Consider the following 21,268-nt stretch of genomic DNA (forward strand, 5'->3'; position numbering starts at 1 on the left):
CGCTGTTGAGTTCTCAAGGAACGGACGCTTCCTTCGAGCCGCATTCCTGCGAACCCTCCGGGCGCTTCGTTCTTTCGTGTTTCCAGCTTATCAGAGGTTTTTCGCTCCGATTTTCACTTCCCGCTGGAGTGGGAATTCCTTCGACTTCGCTGCAGACCTTATCAAAAGCTCTGCGCTGCTCTGCTTCGGGGTTTTCGCCGGATGAGGTTTCTGCACCCTCTCGGATGCGGCCCCTGCTTCGGCGATGTCGTAGACCCTACGCTCGGGCGGACTGTATGTCCAATCGCACCCAACCGTTCAAACCTACTGACCCGAAGAGATCAAGTCAATGGTCCCTCGGGGTGATCACCAGGCTACCAGGTTTGAACCCGCTCCCATGACCGCGCGTCGGCGACCGCCGAGGTCAGGCGGCCATCGGCTGGTGGTCGGTGCGGTCGGCGGCCTCGACGTCGCCGAGCTCGCCGCGGGCGGCGGCGCGCTTGCCGAGGACGAGGGCGTAGACGAGGAAGAGGGCTTCGACGGTGAGGCCCATGCCGACCCGGAGCCAGGTGGGAAGGGCGGAGCCGCTGACGAAGCCTTCGATGATGCCGGTGACGAGGAGGACGGCGGTGAGGCCGATGACGGAGCCGATGACGGCGCGGCCTTCCTCGGCGAGGGCCACGGTGCGGGTGCGGGGGCCGGGGTCGATGACGGTCCAGCCGAGGCGGAGGCTGAGGCCGGCGGCGACGAAGACGGCGGTGAGTTCGAGCAGGCCGTGCGGGATGAGCAGACCGAGGAAGAGCGGGAGGCGGCCGGCGGAGGCCATCAGTCCGATGCCGGCCGCGAGGTTGATCATGTTGCTGATGAGGATCAGGATCACCGGGAGGCCGAGCACGACCGCGCAGATCAGGCAGTAGGCGGCGACCCAGGCGTTGTTGGTCCACACCTTCGCGGCGAAGTTCGCCGAGGGGTGGTCGGTGTAGTAGGCCTCGTACTCGCCGCCGGGCTTGGTGAGCTCGTGCAGTTCGTCCGGCGGGATCAGGGCGTCGCGGACCTCGGGGTGGGTGCCGATCCACCAGGCGACCAGTGCGGTGGAGAGGAAGAAGAGCAGGCCGATGGTGAGCCACCAGCGGCGGGCGCGGTACAGCGCGGCGGGGAAGCTGACGGTGAAGTAGCGGGTGGCGTCGCGCCAGGAGGAGTTCCGGGCGCCGGCGACGGCGTTGCGGCCGCGGACGACGAGTGCGGTGAGGCGTCCTTCCAGCCCGGGGTGCGGGGCGGCGGCCTGGACCTGGGCGAGGTGGCTGGTGGCCCGCTGGTAGAGGGCGATCAGCTCGTCCGACTCCTCGCCGGTGAGCCGGCGGCGGCCGCTGAGCGTCTCCAGCCGGTGCCATTCCGCCTGGTGGGCGGCGACGAAGACGTCCAGGTCCATTGCGGCTCTCTCCGGGTGCGCGGCGGGGCAGGACGGCGGGCACTGGTTGGTGTGCGGCCGGGGCGGTGCGGGGCTCAGCATGCCAGAGGCGGCGCACGGTGTGTCGGGGGATGTCGGATGCGGTGCCCGGGGTTACCGGGCGGGGGTGGGCGGCCGTATGTTTGCCGCTGTTGATCGAGGGGGTCGGGTCGCGCGGCGGTGGGTCGTTCGACGGGCCGCGGAGCGGAACGGGTGGGTGGCGTGAGCGAGCTGGTGACCGGTGAGGCGGTCGTCCTGGGGCTGCGGACGGCGAGGTTGCCGTCGCGGGCCCTGGCCCGGCTGCTGGACGCGGTGGTCTACACGATGGCGTACTTCTTCGCCGGGATCGCGGTGGTCCTCGGGCTGTCGTCGATGGAGGGCGCGGCGGGGGACGCGTTCATGGTCGCGCTGATGGTGTTCTTCACGGTGCTGCTGCCGGTGATGGTGGAGACGCTGTCGCACGGCCGGTCGCTGGGGAAGGCGGCGCTGGGCCTGCGGGTGGTGCGGACGGACGGTGGTCCGATCCGGTTCCGGCACGCGCTGGTGCGCGGCCTGGTGGGGGTGATCGACTTCGGTCTGCTGGCGATGCCGGCCGTGGTGGTGTCGCTGTTCTCGGAGCAGGGCCGCCGGCTGGGCGACATCTTCGCGGGGACCTTGGTGATCCGGGAGCGGCTGCCGCAGAGCGCGCGGGACCACGGGATGATCCCGCCGGTGCCGCCGCAGGTGATGCACGTGCTGGGGTCGGACCTGGTGGCGCTGGACCTGTCCGCGGTGCCGGACGGCCTGTGGCTGTCGATGCGTCAGCTGCTGGGCCGGATGCACGAGTTGGACCAGCCGGTGATGGCCGGCCTGGCGGACCGGCTGGCCGCGGACCTGGCCGGCCGGATCGGCTGGCCGGTGCCGCACGGCCTGCCGTCGACGGTGTACCTGGGTGCGGTGACGATGGAGCGCCAGCGCCGCGAGTGGGAGCGGGCGGCCGCGCAGTTCGGCGCGGCGGGGTACGCGCCGGCGCCGGGTGCGTACGCGCCGGTGCCCGCGCAGCCCGTCCCGGTCGTGGCGGGTGGGGTGCCTGCGGGTCCGCCGCAGCAGCCGAACGGGAAGCCGGTGCGGGTGCTCGGCGTCCCGCAGCAGGCCCGGCCGGAGCAGGCCCCGGCCCCGCAGCCCCAGCCGCAGCCCGCGGCGGCTCCGGTCGCACCGCCCGCCCAGCCGGAGAAGGCCGCCCGGCCGGAGACGCCTGCCCCGCTGGAGAAGCCCGCCCTGTTGGAGAAGCCCGCCGTCCCGGCGGAGCCGGCGGCCGGCGGGGGGTTCGCGCCGCCCGCGTAGCGGCGGCGGTGGCGGACGGGGGTGTCAGCGGCGGGGGTTGGGCGGGCTGTCGAGTTCTTCGAGCTCGATGCCGGGGGCGGCGAGCAGCACGTCCCCGGTGAGGTGGACGTCGCGGATCTCGCCGGTTTCGAGGTCGGTGACCCGGTAGTGCTCGACGGGGAGCGGGCCGGTGTCGGTGGGGTGGTCCTCGACGGTGAGCAGCTGCCAGCTCTGGTCGAGGGTGCGGGGGGCGAGGGCCTGGCCGGTGAAGGAGACCAGGCGGATCCGGGTGGCGGTGCCGGGCGCGAGGTCGAGCAGTCGGGCGGTGGCGATCAGGAACGCGGGTGAGTCGCCGGTGAAGGCGTGCGCCCGGTCGGTCCCCTCGGTGGCGTCGGTGGCGGTGGCGGGGTCGGCGGCGGCCCGGACCCAGTGCACGCCGTCGAGTGCGCCGCCGCGTACTTGCCAGCCGCCGCTGCGGAGTTCGAGGCGCAGCGGGCGGTGGCGGGCGTCCAGGGTGAGGTCGGTGGTGCCGAGGACGGTGCCGTCGGGGCGGTAGCTCTTGGCGACGTAGCGCCAGCCGGCGGGGCCGGGGGCGCATTGGAAGCGTTCCTCGCCGAGCGGGGTTCCGTCGTGCGGGTCGTGGAGGGAGTAGCGGCCGTTCGGCATGGGGGGAAGCCTACGTAATTCGCCGTGCAACCTTCTCGGGGGCGGGCCGCATCAGGGGGTCGGCGGCGCGATCGTGCCGCCGGTCCACTGGGAGGAGGGGGCACCGGATGGCGGAGCCGACGCGGGACGAGGAGTTCACCGCGTTCGTGGCCTCCAGGGCGGTCTGGTTGCGGAGGGTCGCGTATCTGCTGTGCGCCGACTGGCATCGCGCGGACGACCTGGTGCAGGAGTCCATCACCAAGCTGTACCTGAACTGGGGGCGGGTGAGCCGGGCGGAGAACCCGGAGGGGTACGCCCGGACGGTGCTGGTGAACGTGTTCCTGGCGGAGCAGCGCACGGCGTGGTGGCGGCGTTCCAGGCCGGCCGCGCAGCCTCCTGAGGGGGCGCTGCCGGAGGGTCCGGATCTGGCGGTGTCGCTGGATCTGCGGCAGGCGCTGGCGGCTCTGCCGCCGCGGCAGCGGGCCACGGTGGTGCTGCGTTACTACTGCGACCTGACGGTCGAACAGACGGCAGCCGCGCTGGGCTGCTCCAACGGAAATGTGAAGAGCCAGAGTTCGCGGGCGCTGGAGGCCCTGCGGCGCTCGGCGGCACTGCGGCAACAGGGGAGGTCGGCAGCATGAGCGGGGATTGGGAAATGGAACTCTCGTCGCGCCTGGACGAGTTGGTGATGTCGGCGGAGAGCTCGGCACCGGCGCCGGCGGTGAGTGCGGCGTCGGCGCTGCGGCGCGGCCGGAGGGCGCGGCGGTGGCGGACGGCGGCTGCGGCAGGGGTGGCGGCGGTGCTGCTGGGGTCGGTGGCGCTGGGAACGGTCTACGGCAGCGGCGGACCCGCTCCGGTGGGAGCTGCGGCGGAGACCGGGTCGGACCGGTCCGACCGGTCGCCGTTGGCGATGCACGTGCGGTTCGGGTGGCTGCCCGACGACGTGACCGCGGTCGACGCCAACTGGAATCCCGAGCTCGGTGACCGGGTGCTCGCGCCCGCCGGGTCCGACCGGTCGTGGTTGCTGGGCTCGCCGGGGCCGCTTCCGTGGTCGGAGCCGTCCGGGCAGCCCGGGCAGGGCGGGTCGAACTCGGCGCGGACGCCCGCGCCGGACGTCAACGGCCGGAAGGCGTACTGGGTCTCCGAGGAGGGCGGGTCCGCGCTGGAGCTCCTGTTCCAGGCGCCGGACGGGCGTTGGCTGTCCCTGCGGGGCATGGGGAGCCGGGCGCCCGAGCAGGAGGCCCAGTTGCGCATCGCCGCCGGAGTGCAGGTGGGCCGGTTCGTCCTGCCGGTTCCGGTCTCGCTGGATCCGTCGACGCCGCTGTCGGACGTGATCTCGGTGGACTTCCGCCGGACGGTCCGCGGTGCCGACACGTGGCAGCTGGCCATGCAGGTGAAGGCGCGGGAGAACGCGACGGTGACGATCTCGGCGGAGTCGGGCAGCCTTCCCGTGGACCCTGCGCAGCCCTGGCGGCGGTGCGCGACCGGTGAGGGCATGTGGTGGTGCGCCGCGCCGTTCACGGCGGACAGCCCGTCGGGGCAGGTCTCGGCGGACGACGTGAAGGCCTGGTTCGGCCGGCTGGTGCCGCACAGCACGGACGAGCGGACCTGGAGCCCGGTCCTCCTCCCGTAGGCCGGAACGCGCCGGTGCCCGGCACCCCCTGCGGAAGGGGGTGCCGGGCACCGGCGTGACGGGGTGTCAGTAGCGGTACTGCTCCGCCTTGTACGGGCCCTCGACCGGGACGCCGATGTAGTCGGCCTGCTCCTGGGTGAGGGTGGTGAGCTTGACGCCGAGGGCGTCGAGGTGGAGGCGGGCGACCTTCTCGTCCAGGTGCTTCGGCAGCACGTAGACGCCGACCGGGTACTGCTCGGTCTTGGTGAACAGCTCGATCTGCGCGATGGTCTGGTTCGCGAAGGAGTTGGACATCACGAAGGACGGGTGGCCGGTCGCGTTGCCGAGGTTCAGCAGGCGGCCCTCGGAGAGCACGATGATGGTCTTGCCGTCGGCCTTGCGCCACTCGTGGACCTGCGGCTTGATCTCGGTCTTCACCACGCCGGGGAGCTTGGCGAGGCCGGCCATGTCGATCTCGTTGTCGAAGTGGCCGATGTTGCCGACGATGGCCTGGTGCTTCATCCGGGCCATGTGCGAGGCCAGGATGATGTCCTTGTTGCCGGTCGTGGTGACGAAGATGTCGGCGGTCTCGACGACGTCGTCCAGCGTGGTGACCTGGTAGCCGTCCATGGCGGCCTGCAGGGCGCAGATCGGGTCGATCTCGGTGACGATGACGCGGGCGCCCTGGCCGCGCAGCGACTCGGCGCAGCCCTTGCCGACGTCGCCGTAGCCGCAGACGACGGCGACCTTGCCGCCGATCAGGACGTCGGTGGCGCGGTTGATGCCGTCGATCAGCGAGTGGCGGCAGCCGTACTTGTTGTCGAACTTCGACTTGGTGACCGAGTCGTTGACGTTGATGGCCGGGAACAGCAGCTTGCCGTCGCGGTGCATCTCGTACAGGCGGTGGACGCCGGTGGTGGTCTCCTCGGTGACGCCCTTGATGGTGGCGGCGACCTCGGTCCACTTCTGCGGGGTCTCGACCAGGGTGCGGTTGAGCAGTTCCAGGATGATCCGGAACTCGTCGTTGTCCGCGGTGTCGGGGGACGGCGCGGCGCCGGCCTTCTCGAACTCGACGCCCTTGTGGATCAGCAGGGTGGCGTCACCGCCGTCGTCCAGGATCATGTTGGGGGTCTGGCCGTTCGGCCAGGTCAGCGCCTGCTCGGTGCACCACCAGTACTCCTCCAGGGTCTCGCCCTTCCAGGCGAAGACCGGGACGCCCTGCGGGTCCTCGGGGGTGCCGTTCGGGCCGACCGCGATGGCGGCGGCGGCGTGGTCCTGGGTGGAGAAGATGTTGCAGGAGCACCAGCGGACCTCGGCGCCGAGGGCGGTGAGGGTCTCGATCAGCACGGCGGTCTGCACGGTCATGTGCAGCGAGCCGGTGATGCGGGCGCCCGCGAGCGGCTGGGAGGCGGCGTACTCGGCGCGGATCGCCATCAGGCCGGGCATCTCGTGCTCGGCGAGCTGGATCTCCTTGCGACCGAACGGGGCCAGGGAGAGGTCGGCGACCTTGAAGTCACCGGCGGGCTGGGTGGACATGCGAACTCCTCGCTGCATGGGCCTGCTTACGGGTGTGCTGGGCGGCAGAGGGGCGCGGTGGCGGCCCTCTGCTGCGGCACAATCCGTCGGAGGACCTCTCTCCCTCGACCGGAGCCCCGCTCCGATCGACCGCCATCAGCAGCGACGTTTGGCACTGCTGACGAATCTACACCGCTCGGGCGCGGGTCAGTGGGCGTTCCGGCCCGGACCGCCCGGAGTGGCGTCGGCGTCCGGGCCGGCCAGCGCCTTCTCCTCGGACCAGATGTCCGGCTCCAGGTAGATGGCGCGGGCGATCGGCACCGCCCTCCGGACCCGGGCCTCGGCCAGGTCGATCGCCTCGGAGACCATCGCGGCGCTGTCCTCGGCGTTGACGCCGATCTTCGCGGCGACCAGCAGCTCCTCGGGGCCGACGTGCAGGGTGCGCATGTGGATCACGCCGGTGACGGTGTCGTGGTCGACCAGGGCGTCGCGGATCTGCGCGACCACCTCGGCGTCGGCGGACTCGCCGATCAGCAGCGACTTGGTCTCCAGGGCCAGCACCAGGGCGATGACCACCAGCAGCACGCCGATCGCCAGGGTGCCCGCGCCGTCCCAGACGCCGTCGCCGGTGGCGACGGTCAGGCCGACGCCGATCAGCGCCAGCACCAGGCCGATCAGCGCGCCGGTGTCCTCCAGCAGCACCACCGGCAGCTCGGGGGCCTTGGCGCGGCGGATGTACGAGGCCCAGCCGTACCGGCCCTTGGCCTTGGACGCCTCGCGGAAGGCGGTCAGGAAGGAGTAGCCCTCCAGCAGGATGGCGAACACCAGCACGCCGACCGGCCAGTACCAGTTCTCCAGCTCGTGCGGGTGGGCGATCTTCTCCCAGCCCTCGTAGATGGCGAACATGCCGCCGATGCTGAACAGCACGATGGAGACCAGGAAGCCGTAGACGTACCGCTCGCGGCCGTAGCCGAACGGGTGCTCCTCGGTGGCGGCGCGCTGCGAGCGCTTGCCGCCGACCAGCAGCAGCACCTGGTTGCCGGAGTCGGCCAGCGAGTGCACGCCCTCGGCGAGCATCGAGGACGAGCCGGAGAAGGCGAACGCCACGAACTTGCTGAGCGCGATCCCGACGTTCGCGGACAGTGCCGCGACCAGTGCCTTGGTGCCGCCTTCGGTACTCAACCCGGTACTTCCCTCCGCGCGGGCCCGGACTTTGCCGGGCCTTGGTTGACGAGAGGGGACGATACCGTGTCAGTTCCTCGTGGCCAGGCCCAGGTACACGGCGGCGAAGTCGGTGAGGCCGATCAGTTCGGCCAGGGCCTGCAGCGGGTCCTCCAGGCTGGAGGCGTGCTCGGTGATCCGCACCTCGTGGGCGGCCGCCAGGCGGCGGGCCCGGGCGACCGGCCAGGCCGGCTCCTCCAGCTCGGCGACGCCCGGCGTGTGACGGAGCATCAGCACCTGGAGCTGGAGCGGCACCGGCTCGTCGACCCGGTCCCGGAAGAAGTCGTCGGGGTCGGCGCCGGCACCGAGCCGGCCGTTGAACATGCCGCGGTGCGCGGTCAGCGCCTGCGGGAGGCGGGCGGTCAGCGCGGGCAGGCCGGCCCGGTCGGCGAGGGCGGCGGCGAACCGCTCCCCCGCCGCGGCGGCCGGCGCGCCGTCGGACCACAGCAGCGGGACGGTCTCGGCGAGCTGGCCCGCCAGCGTCTTGGCCGGGTTGTCGTACGCCTGGGCGTCGGGCCGGCAGCGCACCGCGACCTCGTCCAGCCGGTCGGCGGCGGCCTCCAGTGCGCCGGGGGCCAACGGGGCGACGCCGATCCGGTCGGCGAGGGTGAGCAGCGGGGCGAGCACCGCCCACAGGGCGGCCGGGTCCTCGGCGGGCAGGTCGGGTTCGGCGTCGGCGCCGTCCGGTTCCACCGCGCTCGGCTCGAACGGCAGCGGCAGGCCGCGGACCTGGAGGGCGGCCTCGGCCAGCTCCGAGCCGTCCGGGGCGATCACCGCGATCGCGCAGCCGCGCGAGTACGCCTGCTCGGCGAGGTTGATCATGCCGCCCTCGCGGCCGCCCGCGCTGGCCAGCACCACCAGGTCCAACGGGCCGGCCCAGCCGGGCAGTTGCCAGGACTCGCCGTCGGTGAAGGCCGGTCCGGCGGGGCGGGCGTCGGCCGGCGGCAGCGGCCACACCTGGCAGCTGGGCACGGCCAGCGCGGCGAGCACGGCGGCGGCGGTCAGCACGCCGCCGTGTCCGGCGACCAGCACCGCGCGGGGGCGACCCTCCGGGTTGAGCGCGTTGACGCCGGCCGCGTCGGCGCGGCGCAGCGCGACCCGGATCCGGGCGCCCGCGCCGGCCAGGGACAGCAGTTCACGTCGGCGGTCGGCGCGCTGCAGGGCGGCCGGGTCGTCCAGCAGGGAGTCGTCGAACATGGCGGCTGGCCTCCAGCGACTGGCGGGGCAGGGTCAGGACGGGCGGCGGGCCTCGTCCACCAGCAGGACCGGGATGCCGTCGCGCACCGGGTACACCAGGCCGCAGCCGGCGCCGGTGCAGCGCAGCTCGTGGGTGTCGTCCTGGATCTCCTCGGCGAGCGGCGCGCGGCACTCCGGGCAGACCAGGATCTCCAGCAGGAAGGACGGCAGGCTCATGGTGGTCGGGCTCCGGATCTGTGGGGCTGTCGCGGTACGGACGGCCGGTGACACAGCAGTACCCCGGCCGGTGGCAACCCTACCGGCCGGGGCACCCGAAAAGTCAGCGGCTGGCTGACCCGTGCGGTCAGGCCCGCACGATGGCCAGCACGCCGTCCCGCAGCTCGGCCATCTTCGCCGGGTCCTTGGCCTCGGCGTTCAGGCGCAGCAGCGGCTCGGTGTTGGAGGCGCGCAGGTTGAACCACCAGTCGGGGCCGGCCACGGTGAGGCCGTCCAGCTCGTCGACGGTGACGCCGTCCTGGCCGGCGTAGGCGGCGCGGACCTTCTCGGTGGCGGCGGCCTGGTCGGCGACGGTGGAGTTGATCTCGCCGGAGGCGGCGTACCGGTTGTACTGCTCGGTGAGCGCGGACAGCGGGCCGTCCTGCCCGCCGAGGGCGGCCAGCACGTGCAGCGCGGCCAGCATGCCGGTGTCGGCCCGCCAGAAGTCGCGGAAGTAGTAGTGCGCGGAGTGCTCGCCGCCGAACACCGCGTCGGTGACGGCCATCTCCTGCTTGATGAACGAGTGGCCGACCCGGGTGCGGACCGGGACGCCGCCGCGGTCGCGGACGACCTCGGGGACGGTCCACGAGGTGATCAGGTTGTGGATGATGGTCGGCTGCGCCTCGCCGGCGGCCTGGGCGCGGGCGATCTCGCGCTCGGCGACCAGGGCGGTGATGGCGGACGGGGAGACCGGGTCGCCGTTCTCGTCGATGACGAAGCAGCGGTCGGCGTCGCCGTCGAAGGCCAGGCCGATGTCGGCGCCGACCTCGCGGACCTTGGCCTGCAGGTCGACCAGGTTGGCCGGGTCCAGCGGGTTGGCCTCGTGGTTGGGGAAGGTGCCGTCGAGCTCGAAGTACATCGGGACGACGTCCAGCGGGAGGCCGGCGAAGACGGTGGGCACGGTGTGGCCGCCCATGCCGTTGCCCGCGTCGACGGCGACCTTCAGCGGGCGGATCGCGGTCAGGTCGACCAGCTTCAGCAGGTGGGCCGCGTAGCCGTCCAGGGTCTCCTTGGCGGACAGCGTGCCGGTGGCGGCGTCGGAGGCGGGGACGTGCACCTTGCCGTCCTCGTCCAGCCAGGACTCGACCAGCTCGCGGATGTCGGCCAGGCCGGTGTCCTGGCCGACCGGGGCGGCGCCGGCGCGGCACAGCTTGATGCCGTTGTACTGGGCCGGGTTGTGCGAGGCGGTGAACATCGCGCCGGGCAGGTCCAGGCTGCCGCTGGCGTAGTACAGCTGGTCGGTCGAGCACAGGCCGATCTCGACGACGTCGGCGCCGCGGGAGGCGGCGCCCTCGGCGAACGCGCGGGACAGCGACGGCGAGGACGGGCGCATGTCGTGGCCGACCACGACGGCGTTGCCGCCGATCACCTCGACGAAGGCCGCACCGAAGGCGTACGCCAGCGACTCGTCCCACTGGTCCGGCACGACGCCCCGGACGTCGTACGCCTTCACAAGCTGCTTGAGGTCCCGCACCAGAATGCTCCCGTGTGTGTGCTGCGATGTGCTGCGCGCATGCCGGACGCGCCGTCCGAGCCGCAGAGGGGCAGCGTACCCGGCCCGGGGGAAGCGCAGGTGTCGGCCCGGGGCGGGTGCGGTCAGTTGTCCGGGGAGCGCAGCACCCGGAGGTGGCCGCGGCGGCCGGACTCGCCGTCCGGAGGCGGGCCCTGACGCGGCGTCCGCTGCTGGGGGCGGGCGGCCTCCCGCACCGCGTTGGCCAGCGCCTCCAGGTCGTCGCTGCTGCGCCGCAGCGGGCCGGCCTCGGCGGCCAGCCGGACCACCTCCCAGCCGCGCGGGGCGGTGAGGCGCTCGGCGTGCTCGGCGCACAGGTCGTAGCAGTGCGGTTCGGCGTACGTCGCGAGCGGGCCGAGGACCGCGGTGGAGTCCGCGTAGACGTACGTCAGCGTCGCCACGGCCGGACGGCCGCACGCGGTCCGCGAACAACGACGTACAGAGCTCACGAGGGTGGACGGTACCGCAAGTGGGACCGGCCCGCGAAGACCCGCCCCCGGCTCGCGTGTCCCGGAGCCGTCACGCGCCGTGCTTGAGTGGTCCACTTCCGGGCATCCAGGGACTACGCTCGACACTGCTATGGACAGCTCGACACCCTCGTCCCCGCCGGGTCCCGGTCGCCGCAGGCACCGCGACCGGCACGGTCGCGGCCTGCGCGGACCGCTGGCCCCGCCGCAGGTGCCCATCTCGCTGACCCGCTCCGAGCTCTTCGACGACTACGTGCGGGAGTCGATGGAGCGGCTGATGCGGCGCTGGCCCCAGTTGGAGGACGTGGAGTTCGCCGTCCTGGAGGTCCCGCTGCCCGTCAAGGGTGAGCCGGAGCCGGACGGGGTGCCGCTCGGGCGGGTGATTCCCGCGGCGAAGGGGCGGCGGAGCCGGATCCTGGTCTACCGGCGGCCGGTGGAGATCCGCGCCAAGTCGAAGGAGGACCGGGCGGCGCTGGTCCACGAGATCCTGATCGAGCAGGTCGCGGAGCTGCTCGGGCTGTCGCCGGACGCGATCGACCCGCGGTACGGCGAGGAGTAGGCGGGCCCGTCCCGCCCGCACGACGCGAACGGGCCCCGGGGAACGCCTCCCCGGGGCCCGTCCGCGTGCCGCGCTACTTCAGCACCACGCCGGGGTCGCCGGCGACCTGCGGCACCTGCACGGTGGCCCGGTCGTCGCGCAGCTGCTGGATGGTGAAGGTGGGGACGTCCCGGACGCCGGCGGCCAGCTGACGGGTCGCCAGCACCGGTCCGCCGCTGACGGTCTCCACGGTGAGCGCGTACGGGCCGTTCAGGCCGGCCGGGTCGATGCCGTCCACGGCGACGGTGGCGCCGGCCGGGACGGGCACCTCCTTGCTCGCGGGGGTGCCGCCGGCCGCGCCGGCCGAGGAGGTGACCTTGACCTTGGCGTCCGCGTCGGTGGCGGTCAGCAGCAGGACGGTCTGGCCGCCGCGGTTGTCGGCGATCGAGGCCCGGGCGCCCGCGGGGGTGCCGGCGGCCAGCCAGGCGGCCTCGGTCTTGCCCTTGTTCTCCCGGTCGACCCGCAGCCCGGCCACCACCGGAGTGGCGTGCGCGGGGTCGGACGGGGTGAGCCGGATCGCGCTGGCGCCGTCCCGGGTCTCCGGCGTGAACTGGAAGTCCAGGGCGGCGGTCATGCCGGCCTTGACGTGGATGGACTCCTTGCCGGCGGGCGTGAACCAGCCGTTCTTGCCGGACAGTTGGACCTTCAGGTCGGCGTCGTCCGGGGAGTCGGTGGCCACCACCAGGTGGGCGGTGGTGACGTCCGCGGGGATGCCCGGGACGATGACGGAGGCGGCGGGGTCGGCGGACGGCTCCAGCCAGTCGGCGCCCCGGCCGCCGTCGCGGGCGTGCACGCCCGCGCCGATCCGGCCGCTGCGGGCGACCACGTGCACGGCCAGGTCGCCGACCTGGCCCTTGCTCAGGCCGCTGAGCAGCACCTGCTGCGAGGTGCCGGGGGCGAGCGCTATGCCGGTGGCCAGCTCGTTCTCGATCAGGCCCTTGTCGCCGTACAGCCGCAGGTCGACCACGGCGGGCAGGCTGTCGGCGTTGACCAGGGTGACGTAGTCGACCCGGTCGCCGGCGGTGCTGGCGCCGGCGAACCAGAAGCTGGTGCCGGAGGGCGCGCAGCGGGCGCCGGACATCGAGGCGGAGCCCTGCTCGGAGGTGGTGGTCTGGGTGGCGGTGAAGCCGGGGGCGAGGTTGCCGGTGGCGATCGCGAAGGTGCCGGGTGCGGTGTCGTTGTTGGCGGCCGGCCCGGTGACCGGGACGCCGGGCTTGGCGAGCGAGACGCGGGCGTCCAGCACCGGCGCGGGCTTGGCCCCGGGCGACGGCGCGCCGGACGGCTGGCCCGAGGGCTGGCCGGACGGCTGGCCGGAGGCGCTCGGGGCGGGCTGGACCGGGTTCTGCGCGGCCAGCACGTTGTCGGGCGTGGCGTCGCCGAGCACGCCGGTGCCGGTGCTGCCGCTGCCGCCCTCCGGACTGAACAGCGTCAGGCTGGTGGAGCCGACGGCGCCCTGCAGCGGCGGCGGGCAGACCAGCGCGGTGCGTTCGACCTGCGCGGTGGTGCGCTTCCCGGCCGCGCCGGCCGCCGGGGCGACCGGGGCGCGCAGTTCGGCGATGCCGAACACCAGGCCGAGCACGGCGACTCCGGCCAGCAGCGACTGGCCGGTGCGGCTGCCGCCGGCCACCGCGCTCAGGTCGGGGGCCTTCAGCTTGGGGGCCTTCAGGGTGGGCTTCTTCATCGCGGGTCAGCTCCCCGTCCCGGGCCGCTGCGGGTGGTGGCCGCCGCCGTAGGGGTCGTTGGGGTCGTAGTAGGTGGTGGGCTGCTGCTGTTCGGGCAGCCACGGCTGCTGCTGCCCGTCCTGCTGCGGGTAGCCGGCGGCGTACGGGTCGGTCCAGCCCTGCGCGGGCGGGTTGTCGTAGCCGTAGCCGGGCTGCTGCTGGCCGTACTGGTCGTAGTTCTCGCCCTGGTAGGGCGCGCCGACCGGCTGCTGCTGGGTGTAGTCGTAGCCGTAGCCGTCGGACTGGTAGCCCTGCTGCTGGTACGGGTCCGCCTGGTAGGGGTCGGCCTGGTACGGGTCGGCGAACTGCTCGGGCTCGGCCTGGTAGGCCGGGGCCGGCTCGGGGTCGCCGGCCTGCTGGGCCGGGATGCCGGTGGTGTAGACGCCGGGCTCGGACTGCGGGTCCTCGCCCTCGCCCTCGCCGCGTTCGGCGAGGCGGCGGGCCCGGCGGCTGCCGGGGGCGGGGGCCTGCGCCTGGCTGGCGGCGGCCAGCGCCTGGGCGGCGACCACCTCCTCCGGCAGGTCGTCGTCGTTGTGGTTGCGGCGGCCCGGCAGGGCGAGCACCAGCACGACCGCGCCGAGCGCGAGCTGCCCCCAGACCCAGGCGGTGTGCACGATGCTGCCGGTGCGGGTGACGTCCAGCCGGCCGCCCTCGGCGGGGAGTTCGAAGCCCTGCGCCCAGCCGTCCAGGGTGACGGCGGTCAGCGGCTTGCCGTTCAGGGTGGCCTGCCAGGCCGGGTCGGCCTGTTCGGCGAGCCGCAGCTGCCGGCCGGCCGGACCGGCCGGGACGGTGGTCCAGATGTCGTGCGCGCCGGACGGGACGACCACCGGGACGGCGCCCGGGCTGACGATCTGGGCCCGGGTGCCGGGGACGGAGGAGATCTGCCAGAGGCCGACGCCGTTGTCGAGGCTGAGCCGGATCACGCCGGGCGTGGTGTCGAGGACGTCGCGGACCCTGCCGAGCACCGGGTCCTTGACCTGGAGGTAGCTGATGCCGTAGCCGGCCAGGGTGCGGGCCAGGTCGCCGCCGGAGCCGGCCAGCAGTTTGGCGGTGAGCTCGCCGGTCCGCCCGTCGGCGGCGGCGTCCACGGTGCCCTCGGCCTGACCGGTCGTCAGGCCCGCGCCGCGGACCAGCGCGTAGCGGACGGAGCTGCCGTCGGCGTCGCCGGTGACCATCAGGGTGCGGGAGCGGTCGGTGGTGTCGCCGGCCTCCGCGATGAACGCCGGGACCTGCGCGGCGGCGCCGCGCCGCAGCGGGCCGTCGGCGCCGGTGATCGCCCACCAGGCGGCGGTGCCGACCGGGGCGAGCACCGCGGCGGCGAGCACCAGCGCGGCGACCGGCTGGCGCCAGCCGAACGCGATGCCGGAGACGCGGGCGTTCGCGCCGTCGGCGCCGATCGAGGCGGCGGCGAGCAGCGCGACACCGGCCAGCAGGGTGGCGGGGCCGGCCCAGGCGGCGGTGTCGGGCCCGCCGGAGGCGGGGGTGACGGCGGTGCCGGCCACCACGACCGAGAAGACCAGTCCGGCGGCGGCCGCGCCCCAGGCGGCGAGGACGGCGCGGCGGCGGTCGGCGCGCAGCAGGGCGGCGAGCGCGGACAGCACCACGCCGGCCGACAGCCACACCGGGGGCACGCCGGCGCCGCCGGGGTTGACCAGCACCAGGCCGAGCGGGTCGGCGGCGGGGCCGCTGAAGCCGGGGACGCCGGCCTCCAGCAGCAGCCGGGACGGGTGGGTGAGCACCTCGATCGACCAGGGGGCGAGCACCAGCACGGGCACGCCGAGGATCACCGCGATGCGCAGGCCGAGCAGCCGCACGGCCTGCACGCCGGAGCCGAACGCGCCGCCGCGGATCACCGCGTGGACCAGCGCGGCCACGCACAGCGGTACCGCTATGGCCCAGGTGAGCGGGACGAACGCGGTGCTGACGGTGAGCATCAGCACGGTCATCCAGGCGGAGCGCCAACCGGGGCGGGCGCCCTTGGCGGCGGTCTCCTTGCGGATGCCGAGGCCGGCGGTGATCGCCGCGGCGCGGGCCAGCGGGGGCAGCAGCACGGCGAGCACGGCGGTGCCGATCCGGCCCTGGGCGAGCGCGCCCATGGCGGCGGGCAGCAGCGCGTAGGTGGCGCTGGCCCAGGCGCGGACCAGCTTGGAGGCGATCAGCGGCCGGGAGACCAGGTAGGCGCTGACCGCGGCGAGCGGCACGGACAGCACCACGATCAGGGTGAGCGCCAGGTCGGCGTGGCCGAACAGCATCCAGGACAGGATGGCCAGCACGCCGAGGTAGGGCGGGGCGGTGGCGGTGGAGCCGGTGCCGACGGGGTGCCAGGGGTCGGCGAACATGTTCCACAGGCCGGCCGCGCCCTCGCCGGCGGGCAGCAGGGCGCCGCCCTGCAGGTAGCCGGAGCCGATCAGGTCGCGGCAGGCGACGAGCGCGAACAGCAGCAGGGCGGCGAACAGCACCGGGGCGGGTCGGCGCACCAACTTCTTGAGCAGCGCGAACTGTTCGACCACCAGGTCGTCGGTGTCGTCGTCGCCGGGGCCGGACTCCACGGAGCCGTGCCGGCCGGCGCCGGCGTCGTCCGCGCCGCCGATGCCGAGCGAGCCGACGACGTTCTCGACCGCGAGGCGGACGGTGGCGCCGGGCGCCGGGAACAGGGTGCGGTCGTCGAGCGCGTCGACCGAGCGGGTCTTGCGGCGGCGCGCGCGGGCGGCCATCAGCCGTGGCAGGCGCAGCAGTTCGTGGCCGAGGCCGGCGATCTCGTCGTACGCCTGGCGGGGGTCCTTGCCGACCAGGTTGACGATCACCCGCAGCAGGGTGCCGATGATCAGCCGGAGCAGGACGTACGGGAACAGCGCGCCCTTGGAGTTGGCGAGCAGGGTGTAGACGGCGCCGGCCTTGTCGACCCGGTGCGGGTGGGCGGAGGCGCAGTCGATGGCGCGGCGTTCGCGGCTGGCGGCCTCGGCGTGCCGGAGCACCGCGTCGGGGGCGACCACCACCCGGTGGCCGGCCGCGTTGACCCGCCAGCAGAAGTCGGCGTCGTCGCGCATCAGCGGCAACGCCCGGTCGAATCCGCCGAGTTCCTCGAAGACGTCGCGGCGGACCAGCATGCCGGCGGTGGAGACGGCGAGCACCGGGCGGACCTGGTCGTGCTGCCCCTGGTCCTGTTCGCGGCGGTCGAGTCCGGTCCAGCGGCGGCCGGAGCGGGCGATGGTGACGCCGACTTCGAGCAGCTGCCTGCGGTCGTACCAGGAGCGGAGCTTGGGGCCGATCACGGCGGCGCTCGGGGTGGAGTCGGCGACCTGGAGCAGTCGGCGCAGGGCGTCGGTCTGCGGTTCGCAGTCGTCGTGCAGCAGCCAGAGCCATTCGACCGGGCGGGTCTCGCGCGGTCCGCCGCGGCCGAGGTCGTCCTCGGCCCCGAGGGGGTCGCCGAAGTCGTCCCAGCCGCCGGTGACCGGGTCGTAGCCGGACGGGTCGAGGCTGTAGGAGAGGTCCTCGGGGCGCAGCGGCGGGCTGTTGAAGACGGCTTCGCCGACGGCGCGGCCGAAGCCGACGCGGCGGCCGAGGATCTGCGGGCCGCTGTCGGGGAGCCAGTCGCCGAGGGTGTCGGCGAGCAGCTGCGGGGAGTTGTCGGTGGAGCCGGTGTCGACGGCGAGGATGCGCTGCACCTGCCGGTCCTGGCCGAGCAGCCCGGCGAGCGCCTGGGGGAGCCAGCGTGCGCCGTCGTGCGAGACGACCACCGCGGTGACCAGATGGCGCGGGTAGGCGGGCGGCCTGGCAGCGGAGAAGCCGCTCTGGTGGCTGTAGACAGTCATCGGGTGCGCGGACCACCGGTTCGGGTTTGACGGCAGATGACGCACCACACTAACGGCTCCGGGTGGTCGGGTTGTCCCGGGTGGTGTGAAGAGACGGTGCAGCGGGTATCGGGGCCGCCCGCACGGGTGTTGCGGGAATGCGAAAGCGCCCCACCTGGTGGTGAGGCGCCGACACGGGTGAGGTCTGCGGGGGAGGTCAGACCGCGCTCTTCTTCAGGCGGCGGCGTTCGCGCTCGGAAAGGCCGCCCCAGATGCCGAACCGCTCGTCGTTGGCGAGGGCGTACTCGAGGCACTCGGCGCGGACCTCGCACGCCAGGCAGACCTTCTTGGCCTCCCGGGTGGATCCGCCCTTCTCGGGGAAGAACGACTCGGGGTCGGTCTGGGCGCACAACGCGCGCTCCTGCCAGCCGAGTTCCTCTTCGTCTTCCTCGATGCCCTCACCGATCAACAGCTCAAAGAGCTCGCTCATTCTGGCGCGCCTCCTCTGCCCCTCTTGGCGTCCCCGTGGTGTTGCCGTTGCCGGTGCGGCGGAACGACACGAGGGAAATTACAGTTGCGTCACTCTGGCCCAGTCAAGCCGAGCTCTGGTATTGGGCCAAGGATTCACTCCCCGGAACCAAGCCACTACGAATAGTGTACATATCCGGACAACCCGGACATCGCGCCTGGTTCCTGACCTGCCGTCAGGCCGCACCGCCGCTCCCGACCGTGCCGGTCCGGGGCGAGCTCACGGCGTCCCTTCCCGGCGATCTTCCCATCCAAACCTGATTGGGCGTTTATCGCCCGATCCGGTGGTTCCAGGGCGATGTGACCCGAATGTCCGCACCCGCGCCTTGACACTGGAGGGTCGGTTGCGGTCTGCTTGCCCCTATGTCAGAGTTTCCGGCCCACTCCGCCGACCGGCGCCGCCAGGCGCTCCTCGGCGCTGCCGTGAACTCCTCGTGTTGTCGCCGCTGTCTCCGCTGTATCTAGGCGCCCGCGTCCCACCGCGCGCCGCCCCGGAACAGAGGCCGAACCGCGCGACAGTCCCCCCTGAACGCTCCCGCGGATCCGGCTGATCCCACTCCCAGCCGAACCCACGAGGACGTCACCCCGTGCGAATGCCCCGCTTCCGCAAGCGCAACCGCGACCGCAAGCAGCTCCCCCGCCCCGCCGCCGCCCCCCGCTGGACCGACGGCCTGAGCGACGTGTCCATCGCGGGCGACCCGACGGCCTTCCCGCACCTGGCCCGCACCGACCTGCCCGCGCACCCCACCACCGTCGCCGGCTACGCCCGCCTGGTCCGCGAGATCGCCGCCGACCGCGCGCGCTGGGAGCCGCTGGTCCGGTACGACGCGCTGACCCGCTGGTACGCCCGCCTGGAGACCGGCCCCGGCTACGAGGTGTGGCTGCTCAGCTGGCTGCCCGGCCAGTCCAGCGGCTTCCACGACCACGGCCGCTCGACCGGCGTGATGACGGTCCTTCAGGGCGAGCTCACCGAGCGCTCGTTGACGGCCGGCGGCGAGGGCTCCCGGGCGCTGACCCCCGGCGGGCTGCGGGTGTTCGCCACCGGCCACCTGCACGAGATGGTCAACGCCTCGCTGGAGCCCGCCGTCTCCGTCCACCTGTACACGCCCGGCCTGGTCGAGATGAACCAGTACGCGGCCCCGGCGGAGCGGCAGCGTCACGGAGTGCGCTGACGCGCTGGCAGGATGAGGCCATGCGAATCACTGCACTGGCGGGTGGGATCGGCGGGGCCAGGTTCCTGCGCGGACTGCGGGCGGCGGTCTCCCCCGGGGACGAGATCACCGTGATCGGGAACACCGGCGACGACATCCACCTGTACGGGCTGAAGGTCTGCCCCGACCTGGACACCGTGATGTACACCCTCGGCGGTGGCATCCACGAGGAACAGGGCTGGGGCCGCACCGACGAGACCTGGTCGATCAAGGAGGAGATGAAGGCCTACGGCGTCGGCCCCGAATGGTTCGGGCTCGGCGACCGGGACTTCGCCACCCACATCGTCCGCACCCAGATGCTCGCCGCCGGCTACCCGCTGTCCGCCGTCACCGAGGCGCTGTGCGCCCGCTGGCAGCCCGGCGTGCGGCTGCTGCCGATGAGCGACGACCGGGTGGAGACGCACGTCCGGATCACCGACGCGGACGGGCCGCGGGTGGTGCACTTCCAGGAGTACTGGGTGCGGCTGCACGCCGCCGTCGACGCCGAGGCGATCGTCCCGGTCGGCGCGGACACCGCGAAGCCCGCGCCCGGCGTGCTGGAGGCCGTCGCCGGGGCCGACGTGGTGCTGCTGCCGCCGTCGAACCCGGTGGTGTCGATCGGCACGATCCTCGCCGTCCCCGGCATCCGCGAGGCGGTGGCCGGGACGAGCGCCCCCGTGGTCGGCCTCTCCCCCATCGTCGGCGGCGCGCCCGTGCGCGGCATGGCCGACAAGGTGCTCGCCGCCGTCGGCGTGGAGACCTCGGCCGCCGCCGTCGCCGAGCACTACGGCTCCCGCGCCTCCGGCGGCCTGCTGGACGGCTGGCTGGTGGACAGCTCCGACGCCGACGCGGTGGCCCGGGTGGAGGCCGCCGGCATCACCTGCCGCGCCGTGCCGCTGATGATGAGCTCCGTCGAGGCCACCGCCGAGATGGCCCGCACCGCCCTCGCGCTGGCCGCCGAGGTCGCCGCGTGACCGCCGACGGCCTGCGGCTGCTGCCGGTCACCGGCCTCCCGGAGGTCGCCGCCGGCGACGACCTCGCCGAACTGATCGCCAAGGCCGCCGAGTTCGCGGACGGCGACATCGTGGTGGTCACCTCCAAGGTGGTCTCCAAGGCCGAGGGCCGGCTGCTGCACGCGGACGACCGGGAGGCCGCGATCGACGCCGAGACCGTCCGGGTGGTCGCCCGCCGCGGCCGCACCCGGATCGTCGAGAACCGCAACGGCCTGGTGATGGCCGCCGCCGGCGTCGACGCGTCCAACACCGCCCCGGGAACGGTCCTGCTGCTGCCCGTCGACCCGGACGGCTCGGCGAGCCGGATCCGCGCCCGGCTCCAGGAGCTGACGGGCCGCCGGCTCGCCGTCCTGATCACCGACACCTTCGGACGGCCCTGGCGCAGCGGGCTCACCGACGTGGCCATCGGCGCCGCCGGACTGACCGTGCTGGACGACCACCGCGGGCGCACCGACACCCACGGCAACGAACTCCACATGACCGTCACCGCCACCGCCGACGAACTCGCCGCCGCGGCCGACCTGGTGAAGGGCAAGGCCACCGGCACCCCGGTGGCCGTCGTGCGCGGCCTGCCGCACCTCGTCACCGAGGACGACGGCGACGGGGCGCGCGCGCTGGTCCGGGCCGCCGAGTCGGACATGTTCCGGCTGGGCACCTCGGAGGCGGTCCGGGAGGCCGTCACCCTGCGGCGCACCGTCCGCGCCTTCACCGACGAACCGGTGGACGGCGGCGCGGTGCGGCGGGCCGTCGCCGCCGCCGTCACCGCGCCCGCCCCGCACCACACCACTCCGTGGCGGTTCGTGCTGCTGGAATCCGCGGAGAGCCGGGTCCGCCTGCTGGACGCGATGCTCGACGCCTGGCGGCGGGACCTGCGGGAGCTCGACGGCTGGTCCGAGGAGCGCATCGCGCGGCGCACGGCCCGGGGCGAAGTGCTGCGCGGCGCGCCGTACTTGGTCATTCCCTGCCTGGTGATGGACGGCTCCCACGACTACCCGGACGCGCGGCGTGCCGGGGCCGAGCGGGAGATGTTCACCGTCGCGATCGGGGCGGCCGTCCAGAACCTGCTGGTCACCCTGAACGGCGAGGGGTACGGGTCGGCGTGGGTGTCGTCCACGATGTTCTGCCGCGAGACGGTCCGCGAGGCGTTGGCGCTACCGGCGGACTGGGACCCGATGGGGGCGATCGCCGTCGGACGGGCGGCGGAGGCTCCCAAGGAGCGTCAGGCGCGCTCCGCCGAAGCCTTTCTGACGACACGGTAGAGAAGACAGGGGCTCGGG

Annotated in this window: 18 protein-coding genes; 7 read left to right on the forward strand and 11 right to left on the reverse strand. The window is 73.7% G+C overall.

The genetic code is table 11. The features are described from left to right. Positions 1 to 403: 403 nt before the first annotated feature. Positions 404 to 1,408, reverse strand: coding sequence for a stage II sporulation protein M (locus ACFV1L_RS33305; RefSeq protein WP_380373246.1), 1,005 nt, complete (start codon positions 1,406 to 1,408; stop codon positions 404 to 406). A gap of 240 nt (positions 1,409 to 1,648) precedes the next feature. Here ACFV1L_RS33305 and ACFV1L_RS33310 point away from each other — a divergent pair, with 240 nt between their 5' ends. Then, positions 1,649 to 2,749: an RDD family protein gene (locus tag ACFV1L_RS33310; protein ID WP_380373248.1), complete on the forward strand. Its 1,101-nt coding sequence runs from the start codon at positions 1,649 to 1,651 to the stop codon at positions 2,747 to 2,749. Positions 2,750 to 2,773: 24 nt separating this feature from the next. On the opposite strand, the gene ACFV1L_RS33315 is transcribed toward ACFV1L_RS33310, so the two are convergent. After that, positions 2,774 to 3,394, reverse strand: coding sequence for a hypothetical protein (locus ACFV1L_RS33315; protein WP_380373250.1), 621 nt, complete (start codon positions 3,392 to 3,394; stop codon positions 2,774 to 2,776). A gap of 107 nt (positions 3,395 to 3,501) precedes the next feature. Between ACFV1L_RS33315 and ACFV1L_RS33320 the strand changes: the two genes are divergently transcribed. Continuing rightward, complete coding sequence (locus ACFV1L_RS33320) at positions 3,502 to 4,014, forward strand: SigE family RNA polymerase sigma factor (protein ID WP_380373251.1); 513 nt, start codon at positions 3,502 to 3,504, stop codon at positions 4,012 to 4,014. Positions 4,015 to 4,028: 14 nt separating this feature from the next. After that, positions 4,029 to 5,006, forward strand: coding sequence for a hypothetical protein (locus tag ACFV1L_RS33325; RefSeq protein WP_380373253.1), 978 nt, complete (start codon positions 4,029 to 4,031; stop codon positions 5,004 to 5,006). 66 nt (positions 5,007 to 5,072) lie between these two features. Here the strand turns inward: ACFV1L_RS33325 and ahcY are convergent, their stop codons facing one another. The 6 genes from ahcY to ACFV1L_RS33355 form a co-directional block, all read right to left on the reverse strand. Further along, entirely contained in the window at positions 5,073 to 6,521 is a 1,449-nt protein-coding gene (ahcY, locus tag ACFV1L_RS33330; protein WP_380373254.1) for an adenosylhomocysteinase, read from the reverse strand. A gap of 186 nt (positions 6,522 to 6,707) precedes the next feature. After that, entirely contained in the window at positions 6,708 to 7,682 is a 975-nt protein-coding gene (locus ACFV1L_RS33335) for a cation diffusion facilitator family transporter (protein ID WP_380373256.1), read from the reverse strand. Positions 7,683 to 7,751: 69 nt separating this feature from the next. Further along, on the reverse strand, positions 7,752 to 8,918 hold the full coding sequence (locus ACFV1L_RS33340; protein ID WP_380373258.1) for an SIS domain-containing protein: 1,167 nt from the start codon (positions 8,916 to 8,918) through the stop codon (positions 7,752 to 7,754). 33 nt (positions 8,919 to 8,951) lie between these two features. Beyond that, the gene (locus ACFV1L_RS33345) at positions 8,952 to 9,134 is read right to left on the reverse strand and encodes a Trm112 family protein (RefSeq protein WP_380373259.1); all 183 of its coding nucleotides are present in this window, start codon (positions 9,132 to 9,134) and stop codon (positions 8,952 to 8,954) included. Positions 9,135 to 9,261: 127 nt separating this feature from the next. Continuing rightward, positions 9,262 to 10,650, reverse strand: coding sequence for a phosphomannomutase/phosphoglucomutase (locus tag ACFV1L_RS33350; protein ID WP_380373299.1), 1,389 nt, complete (start codon positions 10,648 to 10,650; stop codon positions 9,262 to 9,264). Between the two features lie 119 nt (positions 10,651 to 10,769). Further along, positions 10,770 to 11,228, reverse strand: coding sequence for a DUF3499 domain-containing protein (locus tag ACFV1L_RS33355; protein WP_380373261.1), 459 nt, complete (start codon positions 11,226 to 11,228; stop codon positions 10,770 to 10,772). A 34-nt stretch (positions 11,229 to 11,262) separates the two neighbouring features. On the opposite strand from ACFV1L_RS33355, the gene ACFV1L_RS33360 reads away from it, so the two are divergent. Then, complete coding sequence (locus ACFV1L_RS33360) at positions 11,263 to 11,709, forward strand: metallopeptidase family protein (protein WP_084223612.1); 447 nt, start codon at positions 11,263 to 11,265, stop codon at positions 11,707 to 11,709. Between the two features lie 73 nt (positions 11,710 to 11,782). Here ACFV1L_RS33360 and ACFV1L_RS33365 read toward each other — a convergent pair whose 3' ends face one another. From ACFV1L_RS33365 to ACFV1L_RS33375, 3 genes are all read right to left on the reverse strand, one after another. After that, positions 11,783 to 13,429 (reverse strand): DUF5719 family protein, encoded by a 1,647-nt coding sequence (locus tag ACFV1L_RS33365; protein ID WP_380373262.1) that lies wholly within the window; start codon positions 13,427 to 13,429, stop codon positions 11,783 to 11,785. 6 nt (positions 13,430 to 13,435) lie between these two features. Continuing rightward, positions 13,436 to 17,281 (reverse strand): glycosyltransferase, encoded by a 3,846-nt coding sequence (locus tag ACFV1L_RS33370; protein ID WP_380373265.1) that lies wholly within the window; start codon positions 17,279 to 17,281, stop codon positions 13,436 to 13,438. A gap of 196 nt (positions 17,282 to 17,477) precedes the next feature. After that, on the reverse strand, positions 17,478 to 17,750 hold the full coding sequence (locus ACFV1L_RS33375) for a WhiB family transcriptional regulator (protein WP_014136066.1): 273 nt from the start codon (positions 17,748 to 17,750) through the stop codon (positions 17,478 to 17,480). Between the two features lie 625 nt (positions 17,751 to 18,375). On the opposite strand from ACFV1L_RS33375, the gene ACFV1L_RS33380 reads away from it, so the two are divergent. The 3 genes from ACFV1L_RS33380 to ACFV1L_RS33390 are packed head-to-tail and all read left to right on the forward strand — an operon-like array spanning position 18,376 to position 21,250. After that, on the forward strand, positions 18,376 to 18,960 hold the full coding sequence (locus tag ACFV1L_RS33380) for a cysteine dioxygenase (protein WP_380373268.1): 585 nt from the start codon (positions 18,376 to 18,378) through the stop codon (positions 18,958 to 18,960). A 20-nt stretch (positions 18,961 to 18,980) separates the two neighbouring features. Beyond that, a complete protein-coding gene (cofD, locus tag ACFV1L_RS33385; protein WP_380373270.1) occupies positions 18,981 to 19,952 on the forward strand; it encodes a 2-phospho-L-lactate transferase in 972 nt (323 codons plus the stop codon). Then, a complete protein-coding gene (locus ACFV1L_RS33390; RefSeq protein WP_380373272.1) occupies positions 19,949 to 21,250 on the forward strand; it encodes a coenzyme F420-0:L-glutamate ligase in 1,302 nt (433 codons plus the stop codon). Before cofD ends, ACFV1L_RS33390 begins: the two co-directional genes overlap by 4 nt. The last annotated feature ends 18 nt before the right edge of the window (positions 21,251 to 21,268 follow it).

Source organism: Kitasatospora sp. NPDC059646, from assembly GCF_042734615.1.
In the GTDB taxonomy this organism is placed as follows: Bacteria; Actinomycetota; Actinomycetes; order Streptomycetales; family Streptomycetaceae; genus Kitasatospora.